The following is a 17,825-nucleotide window of genomic DNA, read 5'->3' as shown; positions in this document are numbered from 1 at the left end:
ATGTTAGATAGAGATGACGAGGAAGTACTAAATACGCCTGAATTATCCAGGACCGCTTCAAACCCCATGGAAAGTGATTTCCATGAAACGATGCAACACCTTAAATCAGTGGTCATGTTACTAAAAGGGCTTTATGGGCAACTGAATGAAGAACGTGAAATCATTACGCTGGCTTCAGGTCAAATGGCGCATTCTGTCAAACAATTTGAGCAGCATCTTAAGCAGTTTGAGTCGTTTGAGAAATCATGCAAGCAAGCAATTGTTGACCGGGTTAAAACCGAACTAAAGCAATCAATTCGAGAAAGCGCTCAAACCATAGCCCAAGAAGTAAGAGATATGGCTTATGAACCTATTAACCACGGTATTAACGCTTTGTGCCAGTTGAGTACAGACTTATCCAATCACCGTTCGCACCTTGAGCGCCGAAGATTTTGGCGTGCAGGATTGTTTTTTGCTGCGGCATTATTAGGTGGTGTTGTAAGTGGATTAACACTTCATTATTTAACAGCGCCTTCTAAAGAGATAAAAGTTAAGTTGGCCGCGGGAGATGCTTTAATGCGTTCATGGAGCAAATTAACGAAAGCCGAGCGAGAAAAGATATTCCCATCCAAAAGCTAAGTGAAACCCTGTCTTTCTGCCTATCCAATAAAGATTTAGAACGGGGTATGATAACTGAGCCATCTGAAGTTTACCTCTTGATGTAAAATTCTATAAGGGCTCAAGATTAAGTTCCTCGATGTTTTGATACTCGGAATTGATTTTGTTTTTTGTTAGTATTTTGCTCATCTTATAGCCGCCTGTTCCAGGCTCTAAATTACCCTCAAATGAAGATTGAGAGAAATTAAAGGCTGTTGGCATACTGCGTTCAATAAAACCATTCTCTTTTGTTACTCTAAATCCTAAATCAAGTGATAGTTCCGTAATAGGATAGTGTCCTGGTAAACGTACAAAGCAGTGTAGGTCTTTAAGTTCCATAATTTGCGGATAGGATACAATTGGGCGGGTAACACGCTGGCTTCCAAGCGAAATGCCATCCCTAATGCTATTAGCACCATAAGAATAGTTTTCGCGTGATTCTTCGATTTCTTCTTCACCGAGCTCAAGTGCCACAAGACGCGCCATATCTGCGCTGGGGCTGCGAAAGAAAAAACGAGTATTTAATAAATCGAAAATTTCTTTAGCACCTGCCTGCCCATAAACTTTGGTAAGTTGTGAAAAGCTTTGCATGCCTAAAAGAAAGCAACCGCCAAACTTGCGTACCTCGGCAATCGTTTCACCAAGCAGAGGCAATTTATGAAGGCTTGGTAATTCATCACAGATAAACCATATACGCCTGTTTCTATCAGGCGCTAAACTCAAAAGGGCAAGTGATGCTTGGGCTAACCACATCGAAATAAGAGGTTTAAGTGTTTTATGCATCTCACCATTGGATGAAATAAAAAGCCAGCCTTTTTGTTGTTCATCAAGAATGTAATCCCGAATAGAGAACGGTGGTTTCCCTTCCTGATTAAGTTCTGCCAGTGCCGAAAAGGACTTTAAGTAGGTTGTAAGCGTTGCACGAATCGAAATTGCTGTTTTTTCAATTTTATTACTGACAAGGGTGGCTGCTGGGGTTCCTTGTAGATACTCTTCTAGCGTTGAAAATTCATCGGTTAAAATCAATTTTAATAATTTTCCAAGCGAGCAATCTGAATGATTTCGCATCACTGAACCTAAGCATGAAAAAACGGTTCGCGACGCATTGACCCAAAAAGGATCTGATTCACCATGCATGGGGATTGCGCTTTCGGCCATGTTTTCAAAATCAGAATCTCTAGGCGCTTCTAACCACATATCCCAATTGGCACAACGCTTATCGAATGGATTTAGAATGACATCTGAATCTTGTTGGTAATAATGAGGAATAAACGAACAACCCTTATCATAGACTATCACCCGATCGCCTCGTTTACGAAGGCAATCCATAATTTTCATGATGAGCTGGCTTTTTCCGGTGCCTACGGTGCCATGTACCAGTACATGCTGAACTTCACTGTCTTTGATAAGGGGAAATCCATCAATCGTAATATCTGAATGCGCTTTATCATGCAGGATTTTCTTTTTTACTTCATTGGAATTTTTAAGCTGACTGCCACGAACAAATTGACACGCGCTTTGTGTTTTTCCCCGTTTGATAAAATAAAAAGCCAAACCTAACCCCAGAGTTAACGAGAGACAAAATGCCCAGAAAGCAGACTTACCAAGACTATGAATCACGTGGATTGCATTATCCTGGTAGTAAGCATAGTGCAGAATAGAATTAACTGTTTGCTGGTAAGCTTTACCATGAAATGATAATTCAAAGGTATGCTTTTGGCCTAGAAACTCTAAAAATTGTGCCCCATAAAATGCGACTGCATGCGTTATCCTCTCCAGAGGAATAATAAACCAAACAAAAAGTACCGTAAAAATCACCCACATAAAAAGACAAATGACACTTAACGTTTTGGTGATTTGATCCCACATGCGAAGGTTATGGAAACTGATTTGGCCACCACGCGTATAGTGTTTGAAATTAGGCTCGTTGCTCATCAGACGCCCTCTTTCTCTTTATGAAAGAACTTGGAAATGGCTCTTGATAACACACTTACCCCAATGCGGCTTATCTCCATATTAACAGCTATGCTGGTTGCAATAGCCGCTATAATCAAGCAAGGAATAGCTGAGAAAAAGACGACATCCTGTTCAAAGAGCGGGATAAAAATAAATGTAAACACGCCAAAAATTAAAAAGAATACTGTAAAAGCCCATTTTGCTTTTTGAATAAGGTAGGCGCCTGTTTGAAGCTTTGGGCTGATTTGAAGTTTGAAAATGATGTAGTTTTTTATAAATCCCAGACCAAAGAGCGATATCAGCAAGGATGAAAAAAACACACCAAAGACCATTTTTGCTGTTAGCAAAGCATGCTCATCTAAGCGTGCCTCTTTGTATTTAAATTCACGTTCTTTCTTACGTTTAAGAAAACCCTCTTGCCATCTGCGCTCTTTTTCTTTTTGAATCATTTTAAGCTCTTCTTCACTTGCCTCAGGAAACTTCTCTCCCAGATAATAAAGACTAGATAGGCTATGACGAATGGAGTCTTTCCTATTCTCATGTTCCATATTGGATTTTTCCCATCTATCAGTATGAGGTGCATAATCCCAAGCCTGTATCGCGATGGCAAAAAAACAGGCTGCAGTTTGAATGGCAAGAAGTAGCGCAAATAAAAAGAGCCAGCCGCCAAACAAGCGTTTATAGTACGCGCCTGCAGGAATAATGCTTAAATCCAGACGTTTTAGCGCCTCTAAATCCATGGCTAGTGCCTTTTTTAAATCGCTCACCATGTCATTTATCTCCTTTAAAAAACTCATTTATCGCCTCTTTCCCTTTATCCACGGCATGCCCTGGAATCACTCCGGTTGTGGCATCATATTTCCAATCGGGTTCTTTTACTTTGTATTCGTTTATTTGCTCAGCTTTAGCTTTCAAAATATGCTCAGGCTTACTTGGCTCTATATTGATTTGATGGTGTTTATGAATCTTATTGACTTGTTTGCCCACCTGATTCACTAAGTTTGTTTTCCTGTCATCAGCAAAACCAACATCTTGTGTTTTAGCACTATGGGTTAACGCATCATTACTTTTCTGATAATTCGTTTCAATGTGATTGCTCTTCTGGTTTAAAGATTGGCTTTCATTTTCATAGAAGGCATCCATTGAAGAAGACGATTCATTCGGGCTATATTCTGCAATTAATTGATCGCGCTTTGAGTTAACAAAAGCACTCGCTAATCCTTCTAATTCCCGTATTGAACTCATATCTCCAGGGCGCGCAAATAATGCATCGCGATGCGATTTACCCACCTTCAATGCAACAAAAGATGGAAACGCTTGATTAAGATCAGCCATAATTTGCTCAGATTTTGATTCCACATAGTTTTTAGCCTCTGCAATTCGCATGGCGCGAGTATGAGATACATCATAGTTATGACTTCTATTTTCAGCCTCTCTTATATCAACGCCTATTTGATTGGATAGCGAGGCAGCTTCTGAATGAGAGTCATCAAAATGATGGGTTTTAGTAAACTGTGAAACATACTGGCTTGCTTTATTAAAATCTTCGGCCTCCTGTGCAGAAACGACCTTGTCATAGCCCTCTTGTGCTCGATAAGCATTAGTTGAACTGCGATTGTAGTTAAGATGCGTATCCGCGCCCCCTTTAACGCCAAAGATTTTTCCAGCAATACTTTTTTGAAGGTCAATGCCACCTGAAATACCATGACCACCACTGGTCATGGCGGCAAAAGCATCTTCTTTGCTTATGCCGTTACGATGGGCGACATCCTCGGCAATCCGTGACATCTTAGAAAGCGCACTGGAATATTGAGCTGAATCAGAAGAACTAACTCCATCGCCAAAACGCATATCGTGCCCAGATAATTGAGCCAGCGCTAATGCACGATGAGCAAAATTACTTAAAGCGGATTGATAGGCTTTACCCTCATTGGCAGCTGCCTGAGTTGATTGCTCATACGCCTGGTTCAATGAGCCTGTTAATGCTTTAGAGTCGGAAATATGAATATGACTTTTAGTCATGCCGGGACTAATATCAAAAACAGCATCACCACCGCCTGTAATAGTTTTTAATACCCCACTACCCAATTGCTCGGTATGCATGCCATGCATGTTCGTCCAATTGGAATCATGTTTGTTCGCTGAAAAATTGTTGGCCGTGGTATTATAAAAACTGGTTTGACCAAGGCCAAAGGAACCACTAGCAGCCTCCCCTGCCACCGACATGCTAGAACCTTGCATATGGCTCATCATACTGGTTGCTAAATTGCTAAATGCACCCCCCAAATTAGACACCAACCCATGCGATAAGAAAGGAATGAGCATCATCAAATACCCGCAGGCGCCTGAAACATCGGCATGTAGCTCATCGATTTTATCAAGATTGACCATCGTAAATTGACCATACTCACCAGACGATGTTGCCCCATAAATCGTCATACCGGCATTTAAAATTGCAAAAAGCACAGGCCAAAATTGCAAAGACATAAAAAACTGCAGGTAGCCATAAAGAATTTTTATGCCGCCTGGTAGCGTGGTTAATGCAATAATTAAAGGAAAAACACCAAACAATAAAAGCGTGAGACAGGTATGGGTAATTGGTAAAATCCAAAGCGCTTTTTGCCCTAGTACTTCCCAACTCCAGCGGTGTTGAACTTGGGATTTGGTAAATTGCTGATTTACAATTCCAGCAGTGGCGTCGGTAAACGCCTGATAATGCGCTACCCCATCGCTCATGGCATTTATCATCATGCTTTGTAAAAAGATGTTACCTGCCGTATCCGTTAAACCCTGATAATAGTCAAAAGCTGATTTGAGATGGGTGCTAAAGAGTGCTTCATAAGTCGTGTGCTTTGGTTTACCAAATAAATTCACGCCGAAAAAGGTATAAGCCTTTTTAATCTCAGCATCGAGCTTTTTGCGAAGACTGTAAGGCCCGCTAGGTTTGGAGGCATCAAGGCAAGTCACCGGCTTACCACTCACAGAAATCATGCGAAGGGGCGAGGCCTGTGCCGTAATCAATTTCCAGATGTCGGTAGCCTGCGCTAAATCACCCACACTGTACTTACGATTTAATCGAATATCGCCGACGACACAAACGCGAAAATACTCATTCATTTCCTCTTTAAGCACTGGGTCTTTAATACGAAAAGACGTGGCGGCGGAAATTAAACGTGAACCAAACAAAGCACCAGTCTTTGTATATTGCAAATCATTAGGCATCGTTAAAAGCGCATCATACACTTGAGCCATTCCATATCCAATCGTGGTGACTAAACTTGCGCTTAGCGCAAACACCACCGGTACATTGCCCACAAGCTTTGGGGTTTGTGACGAGATATCATCAATAAGTACAGACGTCTTTGGTAGTAACACTAGATTAACAAAGAGCACATAGCCCAAAAACCAATGAGCAAACGCCATGGGGTCTCTGGTTTTAAGAAACCCAACGGTGGCCATCACAATGCCCATCAAGGCTGTAATGCGCAGCAACCCCAAAAAGCTATCTTGCTTCATGAAGGCGCTAATGGCATTGAGCACGTGTTGGAATAGCTCGCCTCCCGCTAACACATGAATCGTTATCATTGCGTTTTACTCCTTAACCAGCTGTGCTATTCATTTGAGAAGCAACTTGTTTTTCAATGTGTGCCATGCGCTCAATCAATGTGAGTTTTTCTTGCAGTTTGTGACCCACCTTGGGATCAAGTGACGCCACGCGCGTGGTTGCCTCATTAATGCGCTGTTGAATTTCTTTGACCAAATCGGTATTTAACTCAGACCCGGCCGTAGCCGCACTGACCTCACGCAGTAATTCAGTAAGGTAATTGGTTAACAAATCTTGGGCAATGAGCATTGAATATTCTTCAATGTCTACCGCACTTCTTCCATAGTGCATGCTATTTAATACGGATAAAAATTTCATGACCGGCAAGGAGGTCATGCTTAAAAAATTAAGCTCACGATTGCCTGGTTTTTCATCATTAACCAGTTTAGTGTTTATGGTACGAATAATGTCGCGAACCCTGTAAGTGAGCGCGGAAGTCTCAGAAATATTGATATCTTGAAGACTGACTTGCAGACACTGGCTATTACTACCTGCATCTTTACAGCGCCATATCTTTGCTGTTTGAACACCATTTTGAGTACCAATCAAGGCATTGATTAAATCAGCGTTACCCGCGAGAGATGGAACATTGATCACTTTACCTTCTTTGTCGATAATCAATGTTCCTGTTAAGCTCATGACCATCTCAGCTAATTCTCGATCACTATTTAAGAATGATTTAGCTTGCAAGAGTGACCACACCAGATTTTTGTTTAAAACTACTTGTTTTTTACGCTCAGGGTCTTTAGATGCTTTATCCATCACAGTATCAAAACCATTGCCAGAACACGCCATTCGTGCTTTGACGTAATCACTAAATAAGCCTTCTTTCCCCATGGCTGCCTGGTCTTTACAGATTTTTTGCTGGCTTTCTGCGGTTTTTGGCCAGATACCACCTACCATATTTTGCGAAAGTTGGCAGGAGTTAATGCTAGCCTGATTGGCCATTTGCTCGAGTTGTTGTAAATAATCCCGAACTTGTTTTAATTCCGGCACCGTGGAGGCAAGCATGACATCTACCGCATAAGCACCCGCATTGGTCATCACTGATTTTCCTAAATCAACAAGCTTTTGCTCGCTTAAAAAGCTCATGCTGCCGGTAAATAAATCGATACCTCCGCAGCCCGCGCGATAGCTGGGTAAATCTAGCTGCACCAATTGATATTGACGCACCTGATTGCGGGAATACAACGAACCACCGCCAAAGAAACCTGCGGCTTGAGATTCAAAGGCGGCAGGGGATGTCACATTAGACGCATACCCCATTCCATTAAAAAAATTATCTAAATCTTGACTCACATTCGCAAAAGCCGTAGAGAAAAAGCCAAATAAACTAAGCACTAAAAAACGTTTTTTCATTGCACTTTTCCCTTGTTTTCATACGCTTTAATTTTAGTGATAAGCGCCGCCATGCGGCCATTCAGTTCATCGTCCGTCATTGAACCAAACCCTACTGGATACAGCACATTTGTTTTAGAGTTAACTAGAAAAAGGGCAGGATAATGAATGGCATTACCGCCAAAAGCGGCATTAGTCCATTCGGTAGACGCCGGTAAGAATGTTGGGAATTCAGGCAACGGTTGATTATCAAAAGCCAGAGGGAGTACTTCTGCTTGATGATGGTCAGCCCAGCGTTTTAGGATAGGCGCGAACTGCCTGCAGTGCGGGCAAAGACTACCATAAAAGAGAATCAAGCCATGATTGCTAAAAAATCCTTTTTCCTTTTTCTCATAATCTCCAATACGCTTAGTTTGCATAACGTCTTCATGCTCATGAATCATTTGTGTTAACCATTGTGCTTGCCCTGCATAAACGCTTAGGCAAGCTCCCCAAAATAACAATACGATGAGTCTTAAACGAATCATCTTATTCTTCTCCTTTAAATTGGTTGGCCACTTGTTTTATGCGCTCCATCAAGACATCTTGTGTGGTTAAGCCATAAGCGATGGGCGAAACACGGGAGTTTCGAGGATTTACCAACAGTAGCGCTGGAAAATAACGTACCCCCAGCTGGTTGGCCTGACCCCGGTCTCTTTGGGAATTCATCAACTCAGCAGAGACTTCGCCATCGACACTAACAGCTATCATTGAAAGTTTAAAACGCCTGCAAAAATCAGCAATAATAGGTATTTGTTTTAAGTCATAGGGGCTTTTGCCGCGGTAGAAGAACAATAGCCCATGCGATTTGGATAAGCGGTTTATAATCGCGATAGTTTGAGACTCACGTACTTCATCGGTGATTTTAGCGCCCAGATTGGAGGTTGGATGAGTCACCGCATAATCATATTGAGGATTTGCTAACATCGTTTGCTGAAAAAGCGCCTTAAACCGTGAAGATTCTTTAAGCCAGTAATCTTGGAGGCCCAGAAAGACCCGCATATCTTTAACTTTTTTGGTGTAGCGTGCTTTATGAAGTGCTTCCATGGTGTAGAAGCGCAAAACAGCATCACGTTCGGTATAGCTTAAGCGCTTAAAAGGAATACCAGAGGGTTTGGTCTTATCAATTCCTTTCTTTTCTTTTTCGAGGTTATACCAGAGAAAGCCAGCCGGTTTATCTTGAGCTGCCCAAACAGAGGTCATGAAAAGACAAAGTAGAAATAGAATTTTAATCATGCGACTTACCCTCCTGATAAAAGCGTCGAATTTTGGCTTCATTAAACACACCAACACCACTTGCGTCAGGTAATGTTTGACGATGGATAAAATCATCAGTCAACGGTGATAAATTAAGCGCATCAAACTGAATACGCTCTAACTCCTCGGGCGTAAGTCCTCGACAATCAGGTGATTTGGGCTTGCCAAACCCAATATGAAGCTGTCCGTAGCGTCCTTGGATTTGAATAATGCTTGCTAGAGTGGATGGGAATACACAATAAACATAGTGTTTATTACCACTGTCATTATAATGGCCAACTTTTTTTACTCGCTTATCTCGCTTTGCTTGGAGCAACGCTTTTAAATCCTTAGGACAATGGATAACCCATTTACCCCATCCTTTATCGTGACAGCAATCATGAGCACCAAAGAAATAAGACTCACAATCCTTCGCTTCGCCTTTAAAAATGGTTGGTTCGCCACTATTGACTTGATTGGTAGCCACATCAGCTGCTGTACCCGCTAATGTTCCTAAGCGAGTTAATCCTTCCGCCATGTCGTCACTTATTTCGTCTGGGGTTTGGGCACACTCACCTTCGGCGCAATTTAATTTTGGTTGGCAAATGGTTTGTTTTGGAAAGCACTGATTGACAGGACAGCGAAACGTTTGCAAAAACACATTACAACGCCTATCGGTAGCCAACGTGCACGTGGAATCTACCTGCGAGCAACCTTTTGAAATTAGCGGCTCACACGTACTGATTAAACCATCGATGCATTGATAAGCGCTAGCCCTACCCCAGCAAGGGCGGGTAACGACCGCCCCATCAATGACTCGACTGGTATTGGGCTCTAAGCATAAATCAGAGGCCGTCATTACACACGCGCCTTCTTTCATTTTCTCCTCATACTGACTGCAATCGGCAGGCGTCCAGCGGTCTTCCCATTGGCTTTCAATAGCTGTTAAAGTCACAGCTCCCCCGAAAGCTGCTTCATCCCACAATAAATCAAAGGTAAGCGTTGGGTCTTGGCAACTAGGGGTTTTCAGCACGGTTAACGGGATAACGCCTTGGGTAACTACCACGTCTAATCGAATACATTGTGAGCTTAGGGTAATAAGATTGCTAGCCGAACAAAGAGGTGCTGGCGTATCCGCATCACACACGCCTAAATGAATTGTTTTACGAAGCCCATCTACACCTGGCTTATTCGCATAGAAAAGATAGCGATTGACCGTTTGAGTCGTTGCTTTAGTGCCAATGCTTAATGTACTACCACAAGTCTCAACGCGATAACGCGTTTTGTCCTCGCAGGTTTGCGTCGTAAAATCCATCTGACAATGTGCTGGCTGATCATAGCACTTACCTTCTAAAACAGACTCAGCCTCCGACAATAACGTTTCAGCATATTGTATCTCTAATGCCTTGGGATTGGCTTTAAGATGGAGACGGGCGGCTTGTGAGAGAATGCTTGACGCTGTCTCATTATGAGTTGCCCGTTGACTGCCTAATTGAGGCAATGGGTTTTGGCCTTCAGAAATGGCAATGCCAGATTCTGGTGGCGTGTTCGTATAACCGCCTATTACGGTGCTTGGATTAAATTGCTTTAATGCGTGCAAAACTTGTTCACGCGCACTAACTGGGTCAACAGTAGCTCCTTTTCCTGCCCAAGCAACAGCACTTAAAAAAAGACTACAAAGCAATATAAAAGTAACCTTACTCACCTAACAGCTCCCTTGCCTCATGCCTTGAAAAGCCACTCTCGCCTCGACCTGCGATACGCATTAGTCCCTCTTTAATCGACAAATGCCCATAAATCACGTCAAAATTGTTGCCCTTGCCAACCACAAGAGCCGGCACCTGATGAATACCAAAACGCTCAAATAAAGTGGGGTCAATTTGAAGATTTAAATTTGGGATTTGTTGACTAAGAGCCATTAGTTTAAGCGCAGTTTCTGGCATCGAATCATGGTAGAGACCGTTTAAATAAATAGGAATGTGTAATTGACTGCTCTCTGTTAATGTCTCTTTAAGCAATGTCTCTGGCATCGAAAAACTGACAAACACGGATATCGTGCTGGCAGCAGACAGTGATGTCATAACAAGATATCCAAGAAACAAAGTGAGCGCTTTTCTAATCATCTCTTTCTCCAAACTACATATATGTACAGTTGCGTTTTCGCCACACTAAAAATCCGTATTGGTCAGGCATATGCGGCTTAATTTTTCCTGCTTCCCACATGAGCGTGCTATGGCCCGAGGAATAGCAATGTTTTCCATCCGCAACCTGATTGACCATTTCATAGCGGTAACGTGATTTTGGCGTCACGGAATAATGATGCTCTGTGCAAATCGCACTTAAAGCGGCACTTGAGTCAGACACCAAAAACTCACGATGCAGCTTGTAATTTAAGCGCTCAGTTAACAACAGTGCTGTTTGCACAGGCGAGAGAGCAGCATTCACATGTCCTGTCAGCGGGTAATGGGTGCCTTGACTTCCTGCACACCAAAAAAGGCTATCGAGCGGTTTGTTCGCAAGTGTGGAAGAGAGCGCATCTGCCGCGCACGCACTTGCCGTAATTGGATTACCAAACAAGACCGATTCTGGACTTAACACAAAGCTCATTTCAGAATCTTGCCAAGTGGGGTCAAGCTCGGTGAGATAAGCAATATCAAAATCGCCTACCTGCAGACAACCGCTTGAGGTAATGAGGTTTAACCAGTTAATAAGGGGGTACTTATACCAATGTACATGGAAAAATGCGCGTTGTTGACCATTACCTACCACATGGCGCCCGCCTCTAGCGGCTTTTAATCCTAAATTTAATTTAGTTCCGCCCAGATTAACCAAACAATAAGGCGTATCGGTGACATCCGTCAGTGCGATGGGCTCCCAAAACCCGATATTTAACCCAACGCGCATACCCATGCTTGACGGACAAACACCAATGGGGCTTGAAGCATTATTGGTATCAGGAAGTGGGGATTGCACCACCTTCGTATTACCAATGGACAAGGGAAATAAGCAACGCCAACAGACATCTGTCAGAGGATTAACAAAATGCCCGGTGCACTGCTTAGCCTGTGTTAAAGAAGAAAGGAAAAGACTAAGTATGAATAAAATCAGTCTAAAGGACATCACCACTCTCCTTAATTGCTTGTTCAACAATGACAAGCTGATTGCCCTCGCGGGTAACAATTGCAGGGACATGTGCAATGTTTAACTTGGTAACAATCCGCCCCGCCTGGTCAAAGTAAATAACAGACTGTAGTCTCTTCTCAGCTGCCTGTACGCTACCCCCCGTTAAAATGAGCTTGGGATGTGCGCATTGCTTTAGCTGCGTTGCCGCCCAACGAAGTTGTGCTTCATCATCACCATTGAAAAAAAGCCAGCAGGGTTCATAGGTCGGCAGGCGCGCAAGTGCATTCACCTGCGTGCCGGCTGCATACAAAATGCGGCCATCACTATTTGTTATATCCTGACTTAACTTAATTTCAGGCACATAGTAATGCCGCGCTGACTGATGAATTCGGGTTAAACCTAGTGATGTGGGACGGTTGGCATGACGCGCGACCGTTTGAATCCAACGCTCATTTAACGAAGCCAACTCGCCACTGTTCATTAATGTTCTTAGGCGCTCTTCAATGAGGATTAAAAAGCTTTTTTCAGCCACAGGAAAAACCTCCCCAATAACACCAAAGGATGTCGCGCAAGCTTGTCCAACCTGCAGCAAAATAATGACTGCGCACAAGAAATGCTTCATGATTGCTGCCTCATGAGGCCACTTACTTCGGCTGTTATGTCATCGGTGATATCAAGACCACCAGCAAGCATTAGTTTTCGCTCAATAATAATGACGTGATGACGCGAAGCATACGCGTTTAAGACTTGATTGAGTGCCGAGTTAAACCGCCTTGTTGTGCGCCTAACTTGCGCTTCAGCGGCATTAAGCTCGGCTAATTGCCGAATAAATTGGCCTTCTATTTTCTCCTTATTTAAAAAAACGAGGGTTTCGCGAGGGCTCAAACCGTAAAAGGGGATACCTGTTATAGTGATGAGTAAAAACGCCAAAGCCGCCAGAGATATTAATCGCATAATTCATCCCCATAGTAATGCTTTGCTACCTCTCGCACAGCGTCAGCTAGGATCATGCCCTCTCTCATCAAAGACTCAATAGCACTTACCTCTTCCCCTGAGGTGGAAAAAAGAACGCGCAAGAAGGGGTCACAAAAATAACGATGAAACGTAGTCACATTGCCAAATTGAATCATTAAATTAGAAAAGCCTTGTGTTTTGGCTTCCCCAAAGGAGTCAATAACCCGTGCTTGAAGTGCACTAAAATGATTGGGATGTTCTTCTAGGTACTCCTTAAACGAACCCTGACGCATAATGATTTTGGTATCACTACTTGCTGCAATCGCACGTCCTTGTAGAGTGTTCATCGTGTCTAGAAGATTTTGGGTAATGACTGCAAAGCCGCCCCGGTGTTTTCGTGCCGTTCGAAAGCCTTGCTCGATAAAACTTGCTGCCACAGGATTGGAGCCATTGGCTAAAAACCGCCAGGCTTCATCAATAATGCAGCGTTTTTCACGCTGTCTATCAGAGTGGTAAAATTGCCCTTGAATAATGACAATCATTACAAACATGACAATCGTCAAAAGCTCCGGATTTGATTCAAGCTCGCCCATTTCAAGCACGACAAAATTAGCGTTATTTAAAAGCGGTGTATTACCGTTAAAGAGATGACCATAAATGCCTGAACTTCCATACTTGCCGAGCAAAATAAGTAAATCCTTAAGCCGTTGCTCACCGTGAGATTGAGGCTTGTCTAACATCCTTTGCAAACAAGCTAAAATATTATCCATGGTGGCGTGTCTGCCGTGCTCTTTCCAGCAGTCAACCACTGCATCTAAAAGCCATGACTTTTGCACCTCCCCCAAAGCCTCTGATGGACTTGCCATAATCGCTAGCAAATCCCTGATTTGAATATAATCGTTGACCTGCTCACCCTTAATATCAGTTACCCCATCAAAATCAAAGAGCGTAAAAGGATTTAGCGCTAACGTTGATGCATCAATGTAACTCCCGCCAACCATCCCACATAAATGCTTATAAGAACCCCCTAAATCGATAACAAAAATTTGCTGTCCACGTGACAGCCCATCTAGAATTTGTGCTTGCTCAAAGAAGGATTTACCAGCACCAGTACTTGCTACTGTTAACCGATTAAAATTGGTAATGGGTAACACCCGGTCATCAAAGGTATTTAAATAGAAAAGCTGGTGGCGATAAGTCGGTACAATTAGCCCTTGGCGCGCACCCTTAAAATCGGCGATCACAGGCATGAGATTTGCCACATTAAAATGAGTGAGTTTTTTGGTCATACCTAAAAGCTCAAGGCTTGAAAAAAGCCCTTCTGTGAGCATGAAAGGCAAACTACCTAAGAAGCAGAGCCACTGCTTACAACGACTGGGACTTAGTGTGAAACCTAAATGCCTAAAACTTGCTATTGCTTTGGCAACATGCTCACGCGCCTTTGACTCTGTCGTATAAAGAATGACGTTATAAAACGTTGGAAAAAGAGCAAGCTCCCCTTTGCTTGCTCCTTCATGAACAGCCTGCCACTCGCTCGCCTCTTCACGAATTGACGGGTTAATAAAAGCTTGAAGGGCATTGTTGTTCGCGGTTAAGGACTTAGCGTTTGATTTGGCGCGCGCTTTCATCTTTTCTTGGTTAACCCCTCGAATAGTAAATGAAAGTAAGAAAGGACAATTAATCCCCTGTTCAGGGTGTAACAAATTGGCAAACAAATCAGGCGTTTGCCATAGGGCAAAAGGGGCGTCAGGAAAGCCGACCACTTCACAATTAATCATTTTTGTGCGCTGCAATGTGCCATCGTTATCGACAATGGATGCCTCAATCTTCTCATTGCCAATTTCAATGACAGTGGTTGGATTTGGGATGGCCTCGCTTATTAAACCAGGATTGTCTTCAACTTGAGGCCAGGAAAATTCTTCAAAATTGGGTGAAATGAAAGCGCGCATCAACGTCTTAAATTCAAGCGCGCTGCATCGCTTAAAACCAAAACCTGCGACTTTAAGTTCAGATTCAAAATCGTCTCGTAAAACCTGAAGTTGCTCTTCAATACCCGCCTCTATGGGCCGTGAAATAAAAAGATAAGCACTATAATCACTTAAACCCGCAGGTATATTGCGGCCATTTTTATAACCTTTTTTAATGGCCTTTAAATGATAGTTAAGACTCAAGCGTGCAAGGTCTGCAAAAATGCCACCTTGCTTTAAAATAGGCTCATAGTTTTGGGAGAGCTGGTCTAGCAGCCACGGATGTTTATATAAGAGCACGGTACAATCAGTGCCTACCGAAAGTTTGTTTTTAAACAGTTGCGCCAAGCTTTTCATTAAAGATTCATCCGCGCCACTTAGAGGCATGAGTGCCAACCCAAACCCCATGGAGTTGCGGTTTATAAAAAATCCCTCCTGACTTACTGTTTCATAAGGCAGAAGACTTTTAATGGATGGCAAATCGAGCGTAAGCGACTCGTGTGCTTTTTGCTGCGTTAAAAGAGACTCAGGCTTTATACTCACGGTCTCCCCTAATCCCTGACTTGCCTTATAGAGAAATTCGCGTGCTTTATCGCGCCACCGCGCAATCTTTAAGCTCATGATTGCGCCTCGCTTTGTTGTGTCACCCACACCGATTGACCAGAAGAAAGCTTAACTAAGTGCCCTTGCGGCTTGTTGGCGTGAGCATCTATTTTAGACTGGCTCTGCCTTACCAGAGCTGGCCTTGCGTCATCCGCAAAGCGCGTCATAGCATCGACCTGCTCAATGGATAAACAACTGTCGCCTGCGGTCGCATTGCAACTGAAATTGGAATTCATCGTGCCGCACCCTGAAGACAGTACAGCCATCAGGAAAATCAAACACATTACACTTGCTCTCATCGCAAACCTCCTACTTCATTGCGACTCAACATATTGGCCCTATTAATCTTGCCCAACACTTCAGGAGGAACTGTAAAATTCATCTCTGATGTACCCTCTTGAGAGGTAATAAGTCCTTCTGCATTTTGCGATTTGATTTGATTAAGCGCATGTTGGCGTTTGTCTTCATCAGGTTCTAAATAAAAGCCATCTTTAAACACAATAGTCACGATATTGCCTGAGCCTACCTGAATGACCGGGTGATATTGCTCGGCACGTTTAACGTAATAGGCTGACAAGGTATCCGCCGCTTTTGATGCCCCGCCGTAGGCGGCAAAAGGTGCAATTTGACTTGAAGGCACCACCGAGCTCGCACCATAAGGCCCAATATTTTGAATGCTTTGGGCGTATTGGGCAGCGGATGCAATACCAGACAAAGCACCACTTACACCGGCCCATGTCATCACCTTGTTGTCCCGCATTAACGGTTGACCCTTAATCCCTACCTTACCATTAAAAAACACCCAGCCTGTTACTTCTTTATCAATAATAGGCTGACCTGGATGGGCGCAGGACAAACGGTAAAGCGTGGCAAACGCACGCTCACTTGAAATATCCCCATAAGAATTAGCACTCACGCGACACCCTTTAAGACGCGAGCGGGCACCATTTGGCAACGTGCCATCTTCTAAGAACTTAAAGAGCATCACGCCATTATTCTTAGACTGCCCATTGACTGAGGCATCTGCATCAGCACCTCCCAGAATAACGGCTCTAACAGAGGTATTAGATGGCACATAGTGAGCTGGATTTAAGTAATTGTTAGGGTGTCGTTGATTAACGTGTCGTTTAGGTCGAAAAGAGACCGTGTGAATGCGAGGTGTGGCATCCGATAAGGTAGTACCTGTCGTCATGACGTTATTCATGGCATAGGTTGTTGGTTTATGCCAAAGCTTAGGGTTTTGCACGTCTTGTAGTTCAGCAGAGGTATTTTGCTGCTCTGTAGGCGTTGCTTTTTCTTGATTCGCCAACATCAGCGTTGTTAACTGAGATGTGAACGCTTCCTTTTGGGCTTGCAATTGCTGATGATGTTCCTCACCCATGGCTTTAATATGTTTTGTTAAATCCTTAAGTTCTTTTTTAAGTGATTCAAGCTCACTTTGTTGGGCCGTTAAGGCGTTGTCTGCTATGGCATTGGTAAATGATTCGTCCACGATGCCTGTTAAATTCGCTGCTTTTTTAATCGCTGCGCTCTTTTTAGGACGCCCATCAACAAGTAACACAACCATCAAAGCTACAATTAAAAAAAGACAACTACCCGCCACAATTAATGTTCGAATTTGGCGACCTTTAACTAATTTATTAAAGTGCCCATTAGCCATGGCTGCCTCCCTGAACGCGAAAAAGCATCGCACGCTCGCCAGGATTAAGCGTAGACTTTGAGACTTTAACAGCAAGCGTTCCAACGTTTACAAACCAATCTTCATTTAACGCTAGAGGGGCTTTTCCCCCGTTATAAAGCTCAATAGCTTCACCTTTTAGCAGGCGGCCATCCCAGGATTCACGGGGCAAAAGGGTTAATCCTTGAGACCAGCGCTCAACTTTCCCAAATTGGCGCTTTACTTTCACATCCGCAAATGGCTTTTGTTGCTCCATATGGCTAAGCATGGCAAAAATGGCTTGTGGTACAGCATGATGACTCACGGATTTAGCATTGCTTTTAGTCGCATTGGATGTTGCATTAGCAAACCTAGGCTGTTCTGGAATTAACTCAATGGTTTTGCCTAGCGTCTCTTCACCTGTTAAGGTCATGGAAAAATGCCGCCCGGCTTCTGTGGTTAAAAACAAGGTAAACGGCTGCGCTGTAGACAACATCACATACACCGAGCCGTCTTGCTCATCACGCTTAATCGCCATACTATCGGGTGGAAAAACTGCTTCCACGATTTTGTCGTTTTTTACCACAAGACGATTGTAATTAGTCGTGGCAAGGGTCACTGCGATATCACTGTTATCTTTGACTGAGATACTACTGGCACCCATTACTACGCCTGTTAACAAAGCCAATGCAATACTTAATGGCTTACGCAT

The 17,825-nt window shown here is 43.3% G+C and carries 16 protein-coding genes; 1 reads left to right on the top strand and 15 read right to left on the bottom strand.

All coding sequences use genetic code 11. From position 1 onward, the window contains the following. Positions 1 to 618, top strand: a complete 618-nt coding sequence (locus DYH30_RS16555) for a hypothetical protein (protein WP_115332860.1) — start codon at positions 1 to 3, stop codon at positions 616 to 618. A 90-nt stretch (positions 619 to 708) separates the two neighbouring features. Here DYH30_RS16555 and traD read toward each other — a convergent pair whose 3' ends face one another. From traD to traK, 15 genes are all read right to left on the bottom strand, one after another. Further along, positions 709 to 2,571: a type IV conjugative transfer system coupling protein TraD gene (gene traD / locus DYH30_RS16550; protein WP_115332859.1), complete on the bottom strand. Its 1,863-nt coding sequence runs from the start codon at positions 2,569 to 2,571 to the stop codon at positions 709 to 711. Further along, entirely contained in the window at positions 2,571 to 3,389 is an 819-nt protein-coding gene (locus tag DYH30_RS16545; RefSeq protein WP_242604757.1) for a hypothetical protein, read from the bottom strand. The genes traD and DYH30_RS16545 overlap by 1 nt, the downstream gene beginning before the upstream one ends. Further along, on the bottom strand, positions 3,364 to 6,177 hold the full coding sequence (traG, locus tag DYH30_RS16540; protein ID WP_115332858.1) for a conjugal transfer mating-pair stabilization protein TraG: 2,814 nt from the start codon (positions 6,175 to 6,177) through the stop codon (positions 3,364 to 3,366). The genes DYH30_RS16545 and traG overlap by 26 nt, the downstream gene beginning before the upstream one ends. A 13-nt stretch (positions 6,178 to 6,190) precedes the next feature. Further along, positions 6,191 to 7,555 carry a conjugal transfer protein TraH gene (locus DYH30_RS16535; protein WP_115332857.1) on the bottom strand — a complete coding sequence of 455 codons (1,365 nt, stop codon included), beginning with the start codon at positions 7,553 to 7,555 and terminating at the stop codon, positions 6,191 to 6,193. Continuing rightward, positions 7,552 to 8,061 (bottom strand): type-F conjugative transfer system pilin assembly thiol-disulfide isomerase TrbB, encoded by a 510-nt coding sequence (gene trbB, locus DYH30_RS16530; RefSeq protein ID WP_115332856.1) that lies wholly within the window; start codon positions 8,059 to 8,061, stop codon positions 7,552 to 7,554. The genes DYH30_RS16535 and trbB overlap by 4 nt, the downstream gene beginning before the upstream one ends. Before the next feature lies 1 nt (position 8,062). After that, complete coding sequence (gene traF, locus DYH30_RS16525; protein ID WP_115332855.1) at positions 8,063 to 8,809, bottom strand: type-F conjugative transfer system pilin assembly protein TraF; 747 nt, start codon at positions 8,807 to 8,809, stop codon at positions 8,063 to 8,065. After that, positions 8,802 to 10,514, bottom strand: a complete 1,713-nt coding sequence (gene traN, locus DYH30_RS16520) for a conjugal transfer protein TraN (RefSeq protein WP_115332854.1) — start codon at positions 10,512 to 10,514, stop codon at positions 8,802 to 8,804. Before traN ends, traF begins: the two co-directional genes overlap by 8 nt. Further along, on the bottom strand, positions 10,507 to 10,890 hold the full coding sequence (gene trbC, locus DYH30_RS16515) for a type-F conjugative transfer system pilin assembly protein TrbC (RefSeq protein ID WP_242604758.1): 384 nt from the start codon (positions 10,888 to 10,890) through the stop codon (positions 10,507 to 10,509). The genes traN and trbC overlap by 8 nt, the downstream gene beginning before the upstream one ends. 55 nt (positions 10,891 to 10,945) lie before the next feature. Continuing rightward, the gene (traU, locus tag DYH30_RS16510) at positions 10,946 to 11,929 is read right to left on the bottom strand and encodes a conjugal transfer pilus assembly protein TraU (protein WP_115332852.1); all 984 of its coding nucleotides are present in this window, start codon (positions 11,927 to 11,929) and stop codon (positions 10,946 to 10,948) included. After that, the gene (gene traW, locus DYH30_RS16505; protein ID WP_115332851.1) at positions 11,919 to 12,554 is read right to left on the bottom strand and encodes a type-F conjugative transfer system protein TraW; all 636 of its coding nucleotides are present in this window, start codon (positions 12,552 to 12,554) and stop codon (positions 11,919 to 11,921) included. The genes traU and traW overlap by 11 nt, the downstream gene beginning before the upstream one ends. Further along, complete coding sequence (locus tag DYH30_RS16500; protein ID WP_115332850.1) at positions 12,551 to 12,886, bottom strand: TrbI F-type domain-containing protein; 336 nt, start codon at positions 12,884 to 12,886, stop codon at positions 12,551 to 12,553. The genes traW and DYH30_RS16500 overlap by 4 nt, the downstream gene beginning before the upstream one ends. After that, positions 12,877 to 15,474, bottom strand: coding sequence for a type IV secretion system protein TraC (gene traC, locus DYH30_RS16495; RefSeq protein ID WP_115332849.1), 2,598 nt, complete (start codon positions 15,472 to 15,474; stop codon positions 12,877 to 12,879). Before traC ends, DYH30_RS16500 begins: the two co-directional genes overlap by 10 nt. Further along, complete coding sequence (locus tag DYH30_RS16490; protein ID WP_115332848.1) at positions 15,471 to 15,755, bottom strand: TraV family lipoprotein; 285 nt, start codon at positions 15,753 to 15,755, stop codon at positions 15,471 to 15,473. The genes traC and DYH30_RS16490 overlap by 4 nt, the downstream gene beginning before the upstream one ends. Next, entirely contained in the window at positions 15,752 to 17,149 is a 1,398-nt protein-coding gene (locus tag DYH30_RS16485; protein WP_242604759.1) for a TrbI/VirB10 family protein, read from the bottom strand. Before DYH30_RS16485 ends, DYH30_RS16490 begins: the two co-directional genes overlap by 4 nt. Next, positions 17,109 to 17,825 (bottom strand): type-F conjugative transfer system secretin TraK (gene traK, locus DYH30_RS16480; RefSeq protein WP_115332846.1); only part of this gene is annotated, 717 nt, incomplete at its 5' end. The genes traK and DYH30_RS16485, both read right to left, overlap by 41 nt.

The organism is Legionella busanensis, assembly GCF_900461525.1.
Classification (GTDB): domain Bacteria; phylum Pseudomonadota; class Gammaproteobacteria; order Legionellales; family Legionellaceae; genus Legionella_C; species Legionella_C busanensis.
This window is presented reverse-complemented; position numbering and strand designations above follow the sequence as displayed.

Coding starts and splice junctions, on each gene's coding strand:
- DYH30_RS16555 (WP_115332860.1), top strand. CDS start 1: ATGTTAGATAGAGATGACGAGGAAGTACTAAATACGCCTGAATTATCC.
- traD (WP_115332859.1), bottom strand. CDS start 2,571: ATGAGCAACGAGCCTAATTTCAAACACTATACGCGTGGTGGCCAAATC.
- DYH30_RS16545 (WP_242604757.1), bottom strand. CDS start 3,389: ATGAGTTTTTTAAAGGAGATAAATGACATGGTGAGCGATTTAAAAAAG.
- traG (WP_115332858.1), bottom strand. CDS start 6,177: ATGATAACGATTCATGTGTTAGCGGGAGGCGAGCTATTCCAACACGTG.
- DYH30_RS16535 (WP_115332857.1), bottom strand. CDS start 7,555: ATGAAAAAACGTTTTTTAGTGCTTAGTTTATTTGGCTTTTTCTCTACG.
- trbB (WP_115332856.1), bottom strand. CDS start 8,061: ATGATTCGTTTAAGACTCATCGTATTGTTATTTTGGGGAGCTTGCCTA.
- traF (WP_115332855.1), bottom strand. CDS start 8,809: ATGATTAAAATTCTATTTCTACTTTGTCTTTTCATGACCTCTGTTTGG.
- trbC (WP_242604758.1), bottom strand. CDS start 10,890: ATGACATCACTGTCTGCTGCCAGCACGATATCCGTGTTTGTCAGTTTT.
- traU (WP_115332852.1), bottom strand. CDS start 11,929: ATGTCCTTTAGACTGATTTTATTCATACTTAGTCTTTTCCTTTCTTCT.
- traW (WP_115332851.1), bottom strand. CDS start 12,554: ATGAAGCATTTCTTGTGCGCAGTCATTATTTTGCTGCAGGTTGGACAA.
- DYH30_RS16500 (WP_115332850.1), bottom strand. CDS start 12,886: ATGCGATTAATATCTCTGGCGGCTTTGGCGTTTTTACTCATCACTATA.
- traC (WP_115332849.1), bottom strand. CDS start 15,474: ATGAGCTTAAAGATTGCGCGGTGGCGCGATAAAGCACGCGAATTTCTC.
- DYH30_RS16490 (WP_115332848.1), bottom strand. CDS start 15,755: ATGAGAGCAAGTGTAATGTGTTTGATTTTCCTGATGGCTGTACTGTCT.